Origin of the sequence: Yersinia sp. 2466 StPb PI (assembly GCF_041538325.1) — a bacterium.
GTDB classification, from domain to species: Bacteria; Pseudomonadota; Gammaproteobacteria; order Enterobacterales; family Enterobacteriaceae; genus Yersinia; species Yersinia enterocolitica_E.
In genome coordinates this window covers 3,136,936-3,154,008 of record NZ_JAULSL010000001.1, presented here as the reverse complement: position 1 = coordinate 3,154,008, position 17,073 = coordinate 3,136,936, and the positions used below count along the sequence as shown (strand labels likewise).

The following is a 17,073-nucleotide window of genomic DNA, read 5'->3' as shown; positions in this document are numbered from 1 at the left end:
TGATTGCGGGTATCGTGCCCGTCAGCGGTACGACAAGACAACAGGCAAAGTAGATTCAATGCGATTGGACAAGTTTTTATCTCAGCAATTAGGTGTCAGCCGGGCGTTAGTCGCGCGCGAGCTGCGGGCAAAACGAGTCACTATTGATGGCGAAGTGGTCAAAAGTGGTGCGATTAAGCTGACACCGGAACAAGACGTGAGATTTGATGGCAACCCATTACAACAAACCGTTGGCCCACGTTATTTCATGCTGAACAAACCGCAGGGTTATGTGTGTTCGACAGAAGACCCAGATCACCCGACCGTGCTGTATTTCCTTGATGAGCCAGTGGCATACAAACTCCATGCCGCCGGGCGTTTGGACATCGATACCACCGGATTGGTACTGATGACCGACGATGGTCAGTGGTCGCATCGGATCACCTCACCGCGCCATCATTGTGAAAAGACCTATCTGGTGACGCTGGAACACCCATTGGCTGATGATACCGCGCAACAATTTACTGATGGTGTACAGTTGCATAATGAAAAATCTCTCACCAAACCGGCTCAACTTGAGGTTATAGAGCCTCAGTTGGTGCGTTTAACCCTCAGTGAAGGGCGTTATCATCAGGTAAAACGGATGTTCGCGGCGGTGGGAAATCGGGTTATAGAGCTGCATCGTGAGCGAATTGGCGACATTAAACTTGATGACGATTTGGCGCCAGGCGAGTACCGCCCGTTAACCACAGAAGAGATTGCCAGTGTCGGCGCGCCTCATCTGTAATTGATTTTCTATTACAGCGCGGGCTGTCTTGCCGTTGATATTACACTAAATAATTCGAGTTGCAGGAAGGCGGCAAGCGATAGAGTCCCGATGAGTTGACGGGAGTCAATGATTCGGGTGAAAGAGCGTAGCCAACGCACATGCGGCTTGAAGTATGACGGGTATAACCCGCGGTAGGTTATTGAAGGAGTTGTTGAACGTGCATGCCAGTACCCAAAATGAAGAGAAGAACCGGACATCCCACGTTGGCTTGATCTTTATCCTCGGTTTGTTATCGATGCTGATGCCTTTGGCAATTGATATGTATCTGCCGAGTATGCCGATTATTGCACAGGAGTTTGGCGTAGAGAGTGGTGCGGTGCAGATGACTCTAAGCGCCTATGTGCTGGGGTTTGCCATCGGACAAATGTTCTATGGGCCAATGGCTGATAGCCTCGGGCGCAAGCCGGTTATCTTTTGGGGTACGCTAATATTTGCGCTCGCGGGTATGGCTTGTGCCATGGCGCAATCAATCGAACAACTGATTAACTTGCGTTTCCTGCATGGTTTGTCTGCCGCCGCCGCGAGTGTGGTGATTAATGCATTGATGCGCGATATGTTCACTAAAGATGACTTCTCTCGCATGATGTCTTTTGTAGTGTTGGTGATGACCATCGCACCCTTGCTGGCACCGATTATCGGTGGTGCATTGTTGGTATGGTTTAGCTGGCACGCCATCTTCTGGACCATGGCGGGTGCTGCATTGGTCGGCGCGATTTTGGTTGCACTGTTTATTAAAGAAAGCTTGCCGCGAGAGAAACGGCAACGATTCCATTTGCGCACCACTATTGGCAATTTTGCCACGTTATTCCGCCATAAGCGGGTACTGAGCTATATGTTAGCGAGCGGTTTCTCTTTTGCTGGGATGTTCTCATTCCTCAGTGCCGGTCCCTTTGTTTATATCGATTTAAACGGCGTTTCTCCACAAAACTTTGGCTATTATTTTGCGCTGAATATTGTCTTCTTGTTCTTGATGACCTTGATTAATAGCCGCAATGTACGCCGCTTCGGAGCGCTTAAAATGTTCCGATTTGGCATGCTAGTGCAATTTGTTATGGGGATCTGGTTGCTGGTGGTTTGCGCCACTGGGATGGGGTTCTGGGCGTTGGTATTGGGTGTAGCGGCTTATGTCGGTTGCATCGCCATGATCACCTCGAATGCGATGGCGGTTATTTTGGATGATTTCCCCCATATGGCCGGTACTGCGTCTTCTCTGGCAGGGACCCTACGCTTTGGTATTGGTGCGGTGGTAGGAACGCTGTTGTCGATGGCGCCATCCCGCAGTGCCTGGCCAATGGTAAGCTCAATGGCATTTTGTATAATTGTGGCCATGTTGTTGTATCTTTATGCCAGTCGCCCACATAAGGATGCGGTGAAATAACTATCGTCGTAATAACTATCGCCGTAATCCTTATCAAGGCTAAGTTGCTGGGGCTTATCAGTTAATGGTTATTGCAAGAAGGTGAGGGGGCGTCTTAGGGCGTTCCCTTCACTGACATTATTTATCCTCAATGTACTCATTATTTATTTATTCAATTATTTTCCTCGTCGACTCATTTATTCCCGTCAATATCGCCCGAATTGCCACTTAAAAATGCGCGGTTCTTGCGTTCAATCAATATAATAAGCATGCATATCATTATTTATTGCATAGTTATGATTGGCACCATATTGTTAACTTTTTGAGCGAACATATAAAAAATCGCAAATTGTTATTGAAGCGTTTTTATCAGATATTTCTGTCAGTCGAATAGTTACGTATGTTAGTAAATTTATATATTTATCAATTGATTAATTTCATTTTGAGCTATAGAGATAACATGTGATTGTTCATCAAATGTAAAAATTTCGCGAGCAATAAGTAATGGGTTTGCAAGAAAAATGGTTGAGATGGTCGCCATAAAGGTATAAATATAACGAAAAATGGGATCTAAATCTCAAACCGGTGGTTTCAGTCTGGATATGCAGGGCTGACACACGATTAAAAAAACAACACAAAAATGGCTTTGTTGGTTTTAAGTTTCTAAATTGTTATCAATGTTGTGTTTTGATGAGGGGTGAATCAGGCACAATGCCAACTTAGCGGCTATAACTTTAGTGAGTGTGAGTCATTGTGGTGCTTTTGTAATTTTTGAATTTTTATTTTTACTAGGAAAAACACGTGAATAATATCCAACTTTCGGTAGTACATCGTCTGCCGCAAAGTTACCGTTGGTTATCAGGTTTTATCGGGGTCAAAGTTGAACCGATACCACTGACGGCGATAGACGATAGCAATAATGATCTTATGGGGCTGAAGTTACTCAGCCACGATGGCAGCCATGCGCAGATTATCATGCAGCGGCTCCACCTCTCTCTACAAGAGATACAAGTGGATTCCGCGATAGTCGAATGGGAAGGCGAGCCTTGTCTATTTGTTCACACTCAGGATGAGAGTGCTACTATGTGTCGCCTGAAAGATGTCGGTGTCGCCATTGCCGAAACCCTGACCGCCTTGTACCCCTTCTAATTAGCTATTGCGCGTTGGTCGGTGTCATGGCGCTTGGGTATGCCCCGCACCAGACCTCAATCTGACGTATCCGCAAATTGTAGCAACTGCTGTGTATACTGCTGTTGGGGCGCGGCAAATATGGCCTGACAGTCACCTTGTTCTACTACCTCGCCTTGTCTTAATACAATCACCTGATGGCAGAGTGATCGCACTACCTGTAAGTCATGACTGATAAACAGATAGCTGAGCTGATAACGCTGCTGAAGGGATTTCAGCAAAGCCAGAATTTGGGCCTGTACCGACTTATCCAATGAAGAGGTCGGTTCATCAAGAATCAGTAACTGCGGTTGCAAGATCAACGCACGGGCAATGGCAATGCGCTGGCGCTGGCCACCAGAAAACTCGGTTGGATAACGATAACGGGTGACCGGATCTAATCCCACTTCTTCCATCGCTTTAATCACCCGTTGTTCACGATGTACCGCACTGAGTCTTTGATGAACTTCCAGCCCTTCGGCGATTATCTGCTGCACATTCAGGCGTGGGTTTAGCGCTGAGTAGGGATCCTGGAATACCACCTGAATTCGGCTGCGATAGGGCAGCATCTGTTTAGGGGTAAACTTGTGTAATGGCTGCCCGCTAAACCAAATCTCACCTTTTGAGGGTAACAAGCGCAGCAATGCCAGCCCTGAGGTGCTTTTCCCTGAGCCTGATTCACCCACCAAACCAAGGCTCTCACCGGGATTCAGGGTGAAATTAAGATCGTGCAAAGCATAATGGTAATCAACGGTACGTCGTAATAAACCACGTTTAATAGGAAACGCCACCTGTAGACCTTTTACTTCAAGCAGGGGTTTTAGACCCGGCGTGAGGGGCAGTGGGTCACCTTGTGGTTCGGCGTCTAATAATTGGCGGGTGTAGGGGTGCTGTGGGGTACTAAACAGCGCCTGACGGCTATTCTGCTCCACCTTGCGGCCTTCGCGCATCACTGCCACGTTATCTGCCAACCGGCGCACGATATTCAGGTTATGGGTGATAAATAGCAAGCTCATGCCCATCTCTTGCTTTAACTCTTTCAGCAAACTCAAAATCTGGGCTTGCACCGAAACATCCAGCGCAGTGGTAGGTTCATCGGCAATCAGTAATTTAGGTTGGGTCAATACCGCCATCGCAATCATCACCCGCTGGCGTTCTCCGCCGGAAAGTTGATGAGGGAAATCGCCCAAACGCCCTTTGGCATTACGAATACCCACCCGGTCGAGACATTGAATAATCTCAACTCTGGCCGCCTCCCGGCGCATACCGCGGTGCAGTGACAACACTTCTGCCAACTGTTTTTCAATGGTATGCAGTGGGTTGAGTGACACCATAGGTTCTTGGAAAATCATTGAAATCTGATTGCCGCGCACTTTTCGCAGCGTCGGTTCATCGGCATGCAGCAGAGATTGCCCGGCAAACAGAATATCACCGCCCGGGTAGACCACCGGTGGTGAAGGCAGTAAACGCAATATTGATAACGCGGTGACACTCTTGCCCGAACCCGATTCCCCGACCAGTGCCAGTGTCTCACCAGCATTGATTTGCAATGACAGCTCGCTGACCACCTCGCGATCAATATTCGCCTGGCGAAATGCAACACTGAGATTTTGAATATCCAGAAGTGGTGAAGTCGCCATATCAGTACACCTTACTTGGGTCAAAGGCGTCACGTACTGCTTCGCCGATAAAGATCAACAGAGATAACAGCACTGCCAATACCAGGAATGCGGTGATGCCAAGCCAGGGAGCCTGAAGGTTATTTTTACCTTCTAATAACAGACCGCCTAATGACGGTGACCCCATCGGCAGGCCAAAACCGAGAAAATCCAGTGAGGTTAGTGTGGTTATCGAACCGCACAGGATAAAGGGCAGGAAGGTTAGTGTTGCCACCATGGCATTGGGCAACATATGGCGCGACATAATGACTCGATCACCTACTCCCATAGCTCGTGCTGCACGGATATAGTCATAATTTCGGGTACGTAGAAATTCTGCTCGCACCACACCCACTAATCCCATCCAGCCAAACAGCACGGTGATGGCTAACAGCCACCAGAAGTTGGGTTGGACGATGCTGGACAGTAGAATCACTAAAAATAGTGTCGGCATCCCCGACCACACCTCGATAAATCGTTGCCCCCACAAGTCAATTTTGCCGCCGTAATAACCTTGTACCGCGCCAGCACAGATACCAATTACGCTGGAGAACAGGGTTAATGTCAGGCCGAATAACAGCGAGATACGGAAACCATAGATGACTTTGGCTAAGACATCGCCGCCAGTACTGTCGGTGCCCAGCAAGTTGGTCCGGCTAGGTGGCGAAGGGAAAGGGACATCAGTCGCAAAATTGATGGTGTTATTGCTAAAACGTATGGGTGCCCAGATGGCCCAGCCATTGTCATTAATCCGGCCAATCACATAAGGGTCTTGATAATCTGCCGCCGTGGTTAAAATCCCACCAAAAGTGGATTCGCTGTAATTAACCATAAAAGGCATATAAATTCGGCCCTGATAGTTCACCAGTAGCGGTTTGTCATTGGCGATCAGTTCGGCAAACAGACTGATAATAAACAGTGTCAGGAAGATCCACAGTGACCAGTAGCCACGGCGATTATTGCGAAAACGCGCCCAGCGGGCCTGATTAATAGCACTTAGCCGTATCATTATTGGCGGCCCTCAAAATCAATCCGTGGATCAACCAGGGTGTAGGTGATATCACTGAGGATATTCAGCAGTAAACCAATCAGGGTGAAAATATAAAGAGTGCCAAACATCACTGGGTAATCACGCTGCAAAGTGGCGTCATAACCCAATAGCCCTAAACCATTGAGTGAAAACATCACTTCAATCAACAGCGACCCGGTGAAAAACATGCTGATAAAGGTGGCAGGGAAGCCAGCGATAACCAACAACATGGCGTTGCGAAAGACATGGCGATACAGAATTTTTTCTTCGGGTAACCCTTTAGCGCGCGCAGTCACCACATATTGCTTGCGGATTTCGTCAAGGAACGAGTTCTTGGTCAGCATCGTCAGCGTGGCGAAGCCGCCAATGACGGTAGCCAATACCGGTAAAGTGATATGCCACAAATAGTCGGTTATTTTGCCGTACCACGGCAGGGTATCAAAGTTACTGGAAACCAGCCCCCGTAGTGGGAATAGATCGAAATAACTGCCGCCGGAAAACAACACCACCAGTAAAATCGCAAACAGAAACGAAGGAATGGCATACCCGATTATAATGAGAGTACTGCTCCAGGTATCAAAAGCTGATCCATTGCGCACCGCCTTTTTAATGCCTAATGGAATAGAAACCAGATAAATAATCAGCGTGCTCCATAGCCCAAGTGAAATAGAGACCGGCAGGCTATGTTTCACTAACGACATTACCGATTCACCCCGGAACAGGCTGTCGCCAAAATCAAAGCGGACATAGCTCCATAGCATATCGAAATAGCGCTGGTGCAGCGGCTTGTCAAAACCAAAGCGTTGTTTGATTTCGGCAATAACTTCTGGGTCTAACCCGCGTGAACCGCGATAGTTGCTATCACCCACTTGTGCCGCATTGAGGCCGACTTTAGCCCCCCCCAGCCCACCATCACCGCCACCGGCGGTAAATCCACTGGAGTGACCCAATTCAATATTGGCAATCGCCTGATCAACTGGCCCACCCGGTGCAATTTGCACAATAAAAAAGTTGATGGTAATGATTGCCCACAGCGTGGGAATAACCAGCAATAGTCGCCGTAATAGATATCCACCCACAGCAGCCCCCTAGTGACGTTCTGTTGGCAGACGAGCTGCCTTGTTGACATCAAACCACCAGCTATCAAACCCAAGCGAATAGGTGGGGCGGTCTGCCGGCATCGAGAATTTATCCCAATAGGCAAAGCGGGCATGGTTGGAGTACCACATCGGAATCATCAGATAGTTCCAGGTCAATACCCTATCAAGTGCCCGGCCAAGGGACTGTAATGCCTCTGGCTGATCCTGATGTTTGATAATCTCTGCGATCAATTGGTCAATAGCCGGATCTTTAATCCCGGAGGAGTTATAACTGGAATCGATATAAGCCGAGCTCCACCAAATTTGCAGATTTGGGCTAGGGTAGGGGAAGGCACTGTAAACCGTCGGGATCATATCGTAATCCCGACTGCGCAGGCGGTTAACAAACTGGGAGCTGTCAACCTCGCGGATATTCATGGTAATGCCCAAACGCTGCAAATTATGTTTAAACGGTTGAACATATTGGAAGTTACTGCCACTGAGTAACAGCAATTCAAAAACAAAAGGCTTACCGGTTTTGCTGTTAACCAATTGCTGATTTTTCACTTCCCAGCCTGCTTCGCTGAGCAATTCCCGTGCTTTTAACAGATTATCCCGTGAGTCGCCGCTGCCATCAGTTTGTGGCGGCTGATAAATCTGTGTGAACACCTCTGGTGGTACTTTGCCCTTCAACGGACCCAGCCAAGCCAGTTCGGCACTATCTGGATAACCTTTTGCCGCATATTCAGTATTTTGGAAGAAACTATTGGTGCGTTGATAACTATTGAAATAGAAGGCTTTATTCATCCAGTCAAAGTCAAAAGCTAACGTCAGTGCCTGGCGAACTCGTCGATCGCTAAAAATCGGGCGCTGAACGTTAAATGCCAGCCATCGGGTATTTTGTGCTGAGTTGTCGACAATATCCTGCTTGGCGATATAATTTTTCGCAAAATTACCCCCGACATATTGTGTCGCCCAACTCTTCGGTGAGGTTTCCTCACGGAAATCGAATGCACCGGCTTTAAAGGCTTCCAATGCGACTTTATCATCCAGATAGTAGTCGTAGCGGATGGTATCAAAATTATATTGGCCACGGTTAACCGGCAGATTGGCTGCCCAGTAATCTCTCACCCGTTCATAGGTAATAAACTGGCCCATCTTATATTTGCCGATGCGATAAGGGCCGCTGCCAACGGGGGGCTTGCTCAGCGGATCACTCAGTTTATGGTTTTGCCAGAAATGAGCAGGCATCACCGGTAAGCCAAACAAACCTAACATTTTATCTTTATTCGGTTCCGGGAATTCAAAACGCACTGTCAGCCGGGAAATGGCTTTTACCTGTACGCCTTTATAAATAATGCGAAATTGTGGCACACCTTCGGTCATAAATTTATTGAAGGTGAAGGCTACATCCTGTGCGGTAATAGGGGTGTTATCATGAAAACGGGCACGTGGATTTATATCAACTTCAATCCAGTGTAAGTCAGGCGCAAAACGTGCGGACTCGGCAATTAATGGATAGTAGCTGCCAATCTCATCGTCTGAGGTACCAAATAGTGAGTCATACAGCCGTTCAGTGCGTATCGCCGGGTTACCGCGCAATGCATAACGGTTAAAGTTATCAAAGGTACCAATGGCCGATAGCGTGATATCCCCACCCTTCGGGGCGGCTGGATTGACGTAATCAAAATGGCTGAAATCGGATGAATACTTAGGTTCACCCAGTATGGCAAAAGAGACGCCTTCTTTGATGGTTTCAGCCTGTAGGCCAAAACTCAGGGCTGAAAGTACCAAGGCAGCAAATAGGCGTGGCAACATATTGGCGGTAAGCTCCTGCGTTTCATTCTGATAATAATAATCTTAAACGAAATTACCAGTTTGCAGGGGATTAAAGCAAACATTAAGCCAAATAACTTACTCGAATCAGCTCATTCGAGCTGTGTATGCGCAGTCAGGCCGCAACGTCAATTACTTTGAATATGTTTTTTTGTTACTATTTTTTATTATAAAATATGACGAGATCTTTAACAGATAATGGTTTGCTGAGTAAGTAACCTTGTAAGTAGTTTACGCCATGATGTGCCAAATACTGGAGCTGTTGCTCTGTTTCAACACCTTCAGCGACGGTTTCAATATTGAGTTTATTTGCCAGCATCAGTACTGCGTCTAATACCGGTGCTGCTACGGTATTAATGCCGATGGTGCTGACAAAACCACGATCAATTTTAATATAATCTAAAGTAAAACGTTCTAAATAGATCAGGGCGCTATGACCGGTACCAAAATCATCGACAGCAATTTGTATCCCCTGAGAACGCAGCCAGGCAAATTGTTTAATAGCGAGCTCTTCTTCAACCATACCACGCTCGGTAATCTCGAATACTGGTGCCAAGATATCCGTATTTAATTGCTTTAACATCTGAGAAACATCTTTGCGGAAGTTATCATCAGCAAGATGGACAGGGGAAATATTAAAGGCCAGTTTAGTCCCAGCCGGAAGGTGGTCTGCTATTAATTCACTGTCTTTAATGATTAACTCAAATAGATGCCGGGTTAATGGCTGAATCAGATGTTGAGCTTCCGCATAGGGAATAAAAAGATCCGGGGATATACGCCCTTCAATAGGATGTTCCCAACGAATAAGCGCTTCAAGGCCAGATAATGAACGATCATGTGAACGAAATACTGGTTGATATTCAACGAAGAATTCGCCGCGTCGAATACCGCGCAAAATTTCAGCTTCAGCACTCTGGCTGGCAATTAAAATATAATAAGCAAGGATTCCAACCAGACCGGCAAGTAATAGCCCTCCTAATAGGGTCATGCGAATGTCATCAGCTGTCAGGCTAGTATGATAAATCAATATTTTAATCGGGTAGCCCGGTAGCTGGATCTCACGAGAGGCGCGTGCCGGTAGCTGGCTGATAGGTAAGACTTTAGAGTCAAAAGTCGTTACCGCTAATTCATCAATAATAATGGCTAAGCCGTTGACTTGATTATCTGAATAATTCAGCAATAAATAAGGGTGTAAGGTTAATTCTAATGTCGCCAATACACCGGTATTGCCGCGCCCAGCTTCACGCAACCACACCCCGACCGCAGGTTTACTGGGCATCATGGGGGTGCCTTGCTGAATTTTAAAGTCCAACGGCTGATGTAAGTTTATTTTAGGATATAGCGCACTGACAGCGACTTGCATATCACCTGTTGCTGAAGAGCAATAAGCGATACTGTCTCTAACCAATAAAAATGCTCTGACACCATTAGTAAATGCAGCCCGATAGTGGAGTGCCGGGCTGGCTTGCTCACAACTTTTGTCACTTAGCGGGATAAGTTGAGACATAGTGGTAGTCAGTTCATTTAGAAACTGGGAGGCGTAGGAGATAATATGATCACTTTGTGTTGTTAATTTACGTTCACTACTGCGATAAAGTAATGACAAAGTAATAATGACAAAGCAAATAAAAAAACAGAGTGCGAGGATGACACTTTTTTTTACAAGATGGCGTCTGGATAAAATATTGCGGGAGAACGCACTGTTTGAACCCATGTTACGCCGCTCCTCAGCATGATCGATAAAGTGTTATGAGTATAAGTTAAGTTAGCAACGCAACGCTACCAGTTTGCCAATGCGCAGGGTTAACAGTAATTAGCCTATCCAATTGAATCTCTATTCAATATAAATAAAAGATGCGGTTTAAATGCATCAAATAACTGAAACAAGCAGCGTTCATTTATACCGATATATTTTTGGCAATATGCTTCGATAAAACAAATCCCCAGCTTATTAACACGACCTATATAATTTTATAAGGATAAATCGTTGGTAGAGATCTCTGATCGCCAGAAAAGTCTCAGCTAAGCGGGAATTATCTTACACAGAAAATTCTTGGATTTCGCGCCCTCCAGCCAAAAAAGGAGGTTTCCTACAAATTGACCGGAAATTGGGCTGGTAGCGGAAGGATAAGGAGGTATGTTCAGACAATAAAAAACGCTGCCAATGGCAGCGTTTTACAGTTTCGTTTGGTATCTCGGACAACAGGAATAAAAATCAGCTAACTGCGCGAACCGCTACTTAGGACACGACGGCCATCGCGATAACGCTTATTCCAATAATCTTCATTTAGGCTCGATATCGTCACACCGACACTGGTCGATGCATGCACAAATTTATCGTTACCTAAGTAGATACCTACATGGCGGCCAGTCGAACCTGCACGGAACAGCACCAAATCACCGGGGCGCAATTTAGTTCGTTGGATTGTTTTGCCAAGATCCTGCTGCTCAGAGGTTGAGCGTGGCAAATCCATACCAAATTGTTCACGGAAAGTGGTTTGTACAAATGCGGAGCAATCAATACCGCGTTTGCTGCTACCGCCTAAACGATAACGAACCCCTTTCCACCCTGCATACTGTTCTAAAATCTTCGACTTGACGTCAACGTTGCGTACCATCGCTTCGAATTCATCCTGAGAGGCTTGCAGTAAAAGCCCATCTTTGTCATTAACTGCACGCATCTCAGTTTGCGCATTATGTAAGTTCGAAGTCTGTGATGAACTACACGCGGATAACATTACCGCTGCTGCAACCGCAGGAATTACCCGCAGAATATATCTCATAATAGGTTGAGACTTGACCATTGTTGTTGTTTTCCCTTGCTGTCCTTACGACGGATGTCGCTACCAAAAAAACCAAACGAATCGAGATTATTGATTGAGATCCGATTAGACAATCACTTAACTGAATAACTGTGCTAGAACGCACAATATTAATCATGCAAGAGGCGAATGACCCAAATCCGAACACAAACGTTTTCGAGATTACCGTAATGATTAATAAAAGGCGAGACCTTTTACATCCATTATTATAGCTAAAGGTTATGTAACATAATGTAAAATTTCAGATTAAAAGTGGATAGCTGGATTTGTAGCCGTTTGGTAACAATAAATGAAGGAAAAGGTTAAGGTGAGAGAAAGGCAAAAAATGAACTTTTTTGCCTTAATATAAAGCCAATAACGCTATTGGCTTTTTGCCCCTGGTAGATTCCGGTTAATCACATCAATTATCTTGTCACTTAATGGCGTCAGCAATACCCAGCTTATCCCAACCAGCACTATCGACAGTGAGCCGACCGCAATGTCAGTAAACCAATGCGCGCCAATCATCACCCGTGGCATTGAAAAAATAACGACGATCAGTAGGGCGATGGCAAAAGCACCGCGGGAAAAATAGCGCAGCATAAAGCAGGCAAAGATCATCAGCATCATGCCATGGTCGCCAGGGAAACTATCACTGGAGGCATCTTTGGTTGGAATACCGGTTAATTCACTGACGCGATTTATATTTTCAAACGTCAGTGTCGGGCTGGGATGCGAAACAGGCAGCAGATGACCTAGTTGATTGAGGACCACCGCAGTTAATAGCATAACAAACCCGGTGACTATCAGGCGGCGGCGACCCGCGGGTGTTTCCTTCATATAGAAGTACAAATAAAGCAGCCCCATAGATATTAGGGAAATAACATCAAAAATCCGGTTGTTGGTGATAGCCACCCAATGCAGAAATGACGTGCTGGACAGCAGGTGTTGGTTAAAATAGAAGAATATTGCCGAGTCTATTTTAAACCAAATGCCATGGTGCGCCGGGATATACCAAGATAAGAACAAAGCAATCCCAAGAAAATTGAGCAGTAGTATTGTCGGTAAATTACGCCGAGTCATGCGGGGCCTATAAATTATCAATGTATGAATTGTGTAACAAATAAAAATCGAGGTATATCATACCCCTTTATGTAGTCTGATAGTCAGTAATTGATGCTGTAGCATGTTCCAATCCGCTTCAGAGGCACTAATCAGCTCAATTCGGCTGTCCAGTGGTGCTATTTGACGTGTTTCTATTTGCAAGTCAGCACCTTGCCGGTTAACCACCAAAGTGCCTTCGGCAATACGCATAACACCTTTGACCCGCTCCACTGGATTTAACCGTATCCATTCCAACAATGGAACCGTATCAAACACTGTCTCAGCATTAAATACCCAACCACAGCTCTGATAACCTTGCCCCTGATTCAGCGCTCGCCGCCAAGGCTCGATCCCTTTTAAACGGAGTGCCGCCAAGCCTTTTTGTCGCCCTGAACCGTGGTGATGGGTACCGTCAGGCAATTCATTATTATTACTGTGTGGGATATCAAGCAGGGCCGCATCTACCTTTCCTTGTTCTGCATAATAAAGTGGACGTGGCATGGATTGGCGGTCATGCCATTGCTGCAATGCACTGTAGTCCTGTGAGGTGTAGGTATCCTGCTTATTTGCCACGATGATATCTGCGGCCGCCAGTTGGTCGCGGAAGTTCTCATTTTCGGTATAACGCGGTTCACTTAACTGGCGGGCATCGACCAGACAGAGGGTGGCACGCAGGTCAATCCAGGGTTGGTAAATATCGGAGGTTAATAAAGACAAGATCTGTTTTGGATGGCCCAATCCAGTCGGTTCGATTAATAACCGATCCGGTTTTGCCTGCTGTAGCAGCATATTCAAACCCACTTGCATCGGTAACCCATTAACACAACACATGCACCCGCCCGGTATTTCTTTTAATACCGCACCGCTGTCTGCTAATAGCGCACCATCAATACCAATCTCACCAAATTCATTAACCAGTACCGCCCATTTTTCATTTTGCGGTTTTTGTGACAATAAATGGCGAATGGTGGTGGTCTTACCGCACCCCAAAAAGCCAGTAATCAAGTTCGTTTTTGTCATCAGAGGCCTCCTACCGTAAATTTATTTTCAATAACCTCTCAAGAAAAGGCTCATGGGTGTCGATGTTATCAGAAGAGGATATAACACCAGCCAAGCTTATTATTAAACGAAAAAGGCTAAAAGGCAGACAATTTCCTAGGTATGTTAGGAACCTCGCCTAATAGCGTTGCAAGACTAAGCAATATAATTCACTTCTACGAGGAATCTTAGTGAGTTATAAACGGAGTCGGGCAATAAAAAATGCTCGCTCATTCCCATCGCTCTGGCTGGAATCCTCTATCATTTAAAATGACAGATATGAGAGTCGAGGTGGTTATGATGAATTTTCGAGTGCTAATTATCGTAGCAATAATGTTTTCATGGATAGTCTCCTTTGCTGCAAGTAGTGCGCAATCTACCCGGTCTGCTACAGGAACAATTACATTTTTTGGTGCTATTGTAGATAGTCCATGTGATACCGCTTTCATCGAGAGTATCATTACCACACGCTGTTATCGTAATGGTGAGACATTGACTCAACGGCAAGTTGTTTCTGCTAATATGCCTCTCACTGCTCGTTTACCGGGTAATTTAGCTTCTTCCCATCTGGAATGGTTGAACCCGCAGCGTAGTCTGGGAATTTTCACCGTCACTTATCTCTAATATATTCAAACAATATGACGCATTCCTACAAGCACGGCTTATCACAGTGATAAGCCGTGTTAGATGGATGATGCGATTCAAATAAAATCATCTTGTTTCGCTACAATGATATTGTTCGACCACATGATATACTAACCCTCATTCAGACACCCTTTGGTCAGGCCAATTTGGTATTAGTCACGCCAATACCTGATGCAGGAAATAAGGTTATGCGGTTATATCAGGAAGTGGGCAGTCAATTGCGTGAGGCGATTGTCAGCGGGCAATACAACTTAGGCGATCGTTTACCGCCTGAGCGTGACATCGCCGAAAATTTCAGTGTCAGTCGCAGTGTGGTTCGTGAAGCACTGATTATGCTGGAGCTGGAAAAATTGGTGGAGGTACGCAAAGGTTCAGGCGTCTATGTGGTTAACGTGCCCGATATGCCAGCAAACGGTGAATCCGCAGTGGCCTCTGATAGTGGTTACGGCCCATTTGAATTACTGCAAGCCCGCCAATTACTGGAAAGCGAAGTTGCCGCTTTTGCTGCCATGCAGGCGACCAAAACCGATATCATCAAAATGCGTCACGCCATCGAGCAGGAAAAGACTGCACTGGCTGCGGGGGCAGTGGATGAAAGCGCTGATGAGTTGTTTCATTGCCTACTGGCACAATCGACGCAAAATAGCGTGCTAGCCAATATGGTTACAGAGGCCTGGCAAGCGCGCAAAACCAGCGCCATGTGGCAGGTTGCTCACCGTCACACCCTGGATTTCAGCTACCGTTGGCAGTGGTTGGAAGACCATCAGAAAATCTTGCAAGCGGTGTTACGCCGTGACAGCAAAGCGGCTAAGCAAGCCATGTGGCAGCACTTGGAAAATGTAAAACTAAAACTGCTCGAGCTTTCAGATGCCAACCATCCTGATTTTGATGGTTATTTGTTTGAGTCTGCGCCGTACCAGCTTGAAGAATAATTTACCCTTCGGCCTTGAAGTTGCAGCGGTGTTGGCTGCACTCACTTACCCGATTGGAATTAATGAGCCTCACTCTTGAGGCTCACCCTGTGAGCGCGCTAAATTAATCCTGCTGCGCCAAACGTTTTACACTCTCTTTCGCGCCAAATTGTTGCAAGCTGAGGTAAGCCTCGGTGACTGCATCAACAAATACCGGCTGCTGTGGTAAGGACTCACCAAACAGCGACTTCAGTGAGAGCAAACTCTGTACCCGGGCCACGCCATCTTCACTGCTGGCGACACATTTTTTAAAGCTGTCAGCCATCGGATCACGGATATCTATGGCCTGGCCGTTATCGTCGATCCCTCCTACATAGCGCATCCAACCGGCGATACCTAATGCCAGACAGCGATAAGCGCCGCCATGTTGTAAATGCCAACGCACGGAATCGAGCATCCGTTGTGGTAATTTTTGGCTACCGTCCATGGCAATTTGCCAGGTGCGATGCTTTAACGCCGGGTTGCTGTAGCGCTCAATCAATTGATCAGCATAGGCATTAAGATCCACCCCGGTAACGCGCAAGGTTGGGGCCTGTTCATCCATCATCAGGCGACGGGCGGTGAGGCGATAGTTACTGTCGGCCATACAATCATTAATATGTTGATAACCGGCGAGATAACCCAGATAGGAGAGGTATGAGTGGCTACCGTTTAACATGCGCAGCTTCATTTCTTCGAATGGCAAGACATCATCGACCAATTGTACTCCAGCCACTTCCCAGTCCGGGCGGCCCGCGACAAATTTGTCTTCAACTACCCATTGAATGAACGGCTCACAGGCAATACCACAAGGGTCTGCTACGCTCAGGGTATCGGCAATTTGTTGCAAGGTTTCAGCGGTGGCAGCTGGAACAATACGGTCGACCATAGTATTAGGGAAGGTGACATGTTGACTGATCCAACTAGCCAGTTCTGGGTCTCGGGCCATAGCCAGGCCGAGGACGGCATTTTTCACGACATGGCCATTTTCTGGAATATTATCGCAAGAAAGCACAGTAAAAGGTGGCAGGCCGCGTGAGCGACGTAAGCGCAGGGCTTCTACCAGAATACCGGGAGCGGAGGTTGGCGCATCGGGTATCGCCAGATCTGCGCGGATAAACTCATTTTGCAGATCCAATTGGCCGCTACCCGGTTCGATGCAGTAACCTTTCTCAGTAATCGTCAGTGAGACAATCGCCACTTGTGGTTCGGCCAATTTTTCCAATACTTGGATGATGCCATCTAATCGGGCATGGACTGACTCGCATACCGAACCGACAATAATGGCCTGATTACCTTGCGCCCCTTTTTCCAGCACTGAGAATAGATGATTCTGTTGGCGTAAATTTTGAATCAAAACGTCTCCACCAAACAAGCTGACTTCGCAAATGCCCCAGTCGCCCCCTTGTTTATTTAACACCCGGTCAGTGAGCAGTGCCTGATGGGCGCGATGAAATGCACCAAAGCCAATGTGAACAATGCGGCTTTTCAGTGCTGTTCTATCATAAGTAGGCTGCTGTACGGTTGAGGGAAGGGGGCTGTTGGCAATGGTGTTCATACGTGGCTCCAAAATCATTCACCCCACGATTATTACAAAGGG

General features: G+C 46.6%; 14 protein-coding genes. 5 read left to right on the top strand and 9 right to left on the bottom strand.

Annotation, left to right across the window (positions count from 1 at the left end; genetic code table 11):
- Positions 1-58: 58 nt before the first annotated feature.
- The 3 genes from rsuA to Q2T72_RS14245 all read left to right on the top strand — a co-directional run bounded on the left by rsuA (position 59) and on the right by Q2T72_RS14245 (position 3,314).
- The gene (gene rsuA / locus Q2T72_RS14255) at positions 59-766 is read left to right on the top strand and encodes a 16S rRNA pseudouridine(516) synthase RsuA (protein WP_083158348.1); all 708 of its coding nucleotides are present in this window, start codon (positions 59-61) and stop codon (positions 764-766) included.
- A 199-nt stretch (positions 767-965) separates the two neighbouring features.
- A complete protein-coding gene (locus Q2T72_RS14250; protein ID WP_083158350.1) occupies positions 966-2,186 on the top strand; it encodes a Bcr/CflA family multidrug efflux MFS transporter in 1,221 nt (406 codons plus the stop codon).
- A 780-nt stretch (positions 2,187-2,966) separates the two neighbouring features.
- Positions 2,967-3,314 (top strand): YejG family protein, encoded by a 348-nt coding sequence (locus Q2T72_RS14245; protein WP_083158351.1) that lies wholly within the window; start codon positions 2,967-2,969, stop codon positions 3,312-3,314.
- A 56-nt stretch (positions 3,315-3,370) separates the two neighbouring features.
- On the opposite strand, the gene yejF is transcribed toward Q2T72_RS14245, so the two are convergent.
- The 8 genes from yejF to Q2T72_RS14205 all read right to left on the bottom strand — a co-directional run bounded on the left by yejF (position 3,371) and on the right by Q2T72_RS14205 (position 13,860).
- The gene (gene yejF / locus Q2T72_RS14240; RefSeq protein ID WP_372559398.1) at positions 3,371-4,972 is read right to left on the bottom strand and encodes a microcin C ABC transporter ATP-binding protein YejF; all 1,602 of its coding nucleotides are present in this window, start codon (positions 4,970-4,972) and stop codon (positions 3,371-3,373) included.
- Between the two features lies 1 nt (position 4,973).
- Entirely contained in the window at positions 4,974-5,999 is a 1,026-nt protein-coding gene (locus Q2T72_RS14235; RefSeq protein ID WP_193784629.1) for a microcin C ABC transporter permease, read from the bottom strand.
- Positions 5,999-7,099 (bottom strand): microcin C ABC transporter permease YejB, encoded by a 1,101-nt coding sequence (locus Q2T72_RS14230; protein ID WP_083158354.1) that lies wholly within the window; start codon positions 7,097-7,099, stop codon positions 5,999-6,001. Before Q2T72_RS14230 ends, Q2T72_RS14235 begins: the two co-directional genes overlap by 1 nt.
- 9 nt (positions 7,100-7,108) lie before the next feature.
- Positions 7,109-8,917 (bottom strand): extracellular solute-binding protein, encoded by a 1,809-nt coding sequence (locus Q2T72_RS14225; RefSeq protein WP_372569348.1) that lies wholly within the window; start codon positions 8,915-8,917, stop codon positions 7,109-7,111.
- A 175-nt stretch (positions 8,918-9,092) separates the two neighbouring features.
- Positions 9,093-10,649: a cyclic di-GMP phosphodiesterase gene (locus tag Q2T72_RS14220; protein ID WP_083158356.1), complete on the bottom strand. Its 1,557-nt coding sequence runs from the start codon at positions 10,647-10,649 to the stop codon at positions 9,093-9,095.
- Positions 10,650-11,154: 505 nt separating this feature from the next.
- On the bottom strand, positions 11,155-11,739 hold the full coding sequence (gene mepS, locus Q2T72_RS14215; protein WP_083158357.1) for a bifunctional murein DD-endopeptidase/murein LD-carboxypeptidase: 585 nt from the start codon (positions 11,737-11,739) through the stop codon (positions 11,155-11,157).
- Between the two features lie 378 nt (positions 11,740-12,117).
- Positions 12,118-12,819 carry a phosphatase PAP2 family protein gene (locus tag Q2T72_RS14210; RefSeq protein ID WP_083158358.1) on the bottom strand — a complete coding sequence of 234 codons (702 nt, stop codon included), beginning with the start codon at positions 12,817-12,819 and terminating at the stop codon, positions 12,118-12,120.
- Between the two features lie 57 nt (positions 12,820-12,876).
- Positions 12,877-13,860 carry a GTP-binding protein gene (locus Q2T72_RS14205; RefSeq protein WP_083158359.1) on the bottom strand — a complete coding sequence of 328 codons (984 nt, stop codon included), beginning with the start codon at positions 13,858-13,860 and terminating at the stop codon, positions 12,877-12,879.
- Between the two features lie 315 nt (positions 13,861-14,175).
- On the opposite strand from Q2T72_RS14205, the gene Q2T72_RS14200 reads away from it, so the two are divergent.
- The gene (locus Q2T72_RS14200; RefSeq protein WP_083163547.1) at positions 14,176-14,502 is read left to right on the top strand and encodes a hypothetical protein; all 327 of its coding nucleotides are present in this window, start codon (positions 14,176-14,178) and stop codon (positions 14,500-14,502) included.
- Positions 14,503-14,711: 209 nt separating this feature from the next.
- Positions 14,712-15,455 (top strand): GntR family transcriptional regulator, encoded by a 744-nt coding sequence (locus Q2T72_RS14195; RefSeq protein ID WP_083158360.1) that lies wholly within the window; start codon positions 14,712-14,714, stop codon positions 15,453-15,455.
- A 103-nt stretch (positions 15,456-15,558) separates the two neighbouring features.
- Here Q2T72_RS14195 and Q2T72_RS14190 read toward each other — a convergent pair whose 3' ends face one another.
- Entirely contained in the window at positions 15,559-17,031 is a 1,473-nt protein-coding gene (locus tag Q2T72_RS14190) for a mannitol dehydrogenase family protein (RefSeq protein ID WP_372559390.1), read from the bottom strand.
- Between the last annotated feature and the right edge of the window lie 42 nt (positions 17,032-17,073).

Bases quoted from the DNA above. Each gene is read 5' to 3' on its own strand.
- Q2T72_RS14235 (WP_193784629.1), bottom strand. From the start codon at position 5,999: ATGATACGGCTAAGTGCTATTAATCAGGCCCGCTGGGCGCGTTTTCGC.
- Q2T72_RS14225 (WP_372569348.1), bottom strand. From the start codon at position 8,917: ATGTTGCCACGCCTATTTGCTGCCTTGGTACTTTCAGCCCTGAGTTTT.
- yejF (WP_372559398.1), bottom strand. From the start codon at position 4,972: ATGGCGACTTCACCACTTCTGGATATTCAAAATCTCAGTGTTGCATTT.
- Q2T72_RS14205 (WP_083158359.1), bottom strand. From the start codon at position 13,860: ATGACAAAAACGAACTTGATTACTGGCTTTTTGGGGTGCGGTAAGACC.
- Q2T72_RS14200 (WP_083163547.1), top strand. From the start codon at position 14,176: ATGATGAATTTTCGAGTGCTAATTATCGTAGCAATAATGTTTTCATGG.
- Q2T72_RS14210 (WP_083158358.1), bottom strand. From the start codon at position 12,819: ATGACTCGGCGTAATTTACCGACAATACTACTGCTCAATTTTCTTGGG.
- Q2T72_RS14220 (WP_083158356.1), bottom strand. From the start codon at position 10,649: ATGGGTTCAAACAGTGCGTTCTCCCGCAATATTTTATCCAGACGCCAT.
- rsuA (WP_083158348.1), top strand. From the start codon at position 59: ATGCGATTGGACAAGTTTTTATCTCAGCAATTAGGTGTCAGCCGGGCG.
- mepS (WP_083158357.1), bottom strand. From the start codon at position 11,739: ATGGTCAAGTCTCAACCTATTATGAGATATATTCTGCGGGTAATTCCT.
- Q2T72_RS14190 (WP_372559390.1), bottom strand. From the start codon at position 17,031: ATGAACACCATTGCCAACAGCCCCCTTCCCTCAACCGTACAGCAGCCT.
- Q2T72_RS14195 (WP_083158360.1), top strand. From the start codon at position 14,712: ATGCGGTTATATCAGGAAGTGGGCAGTCAATTGCGTGAGGCGATTGTC.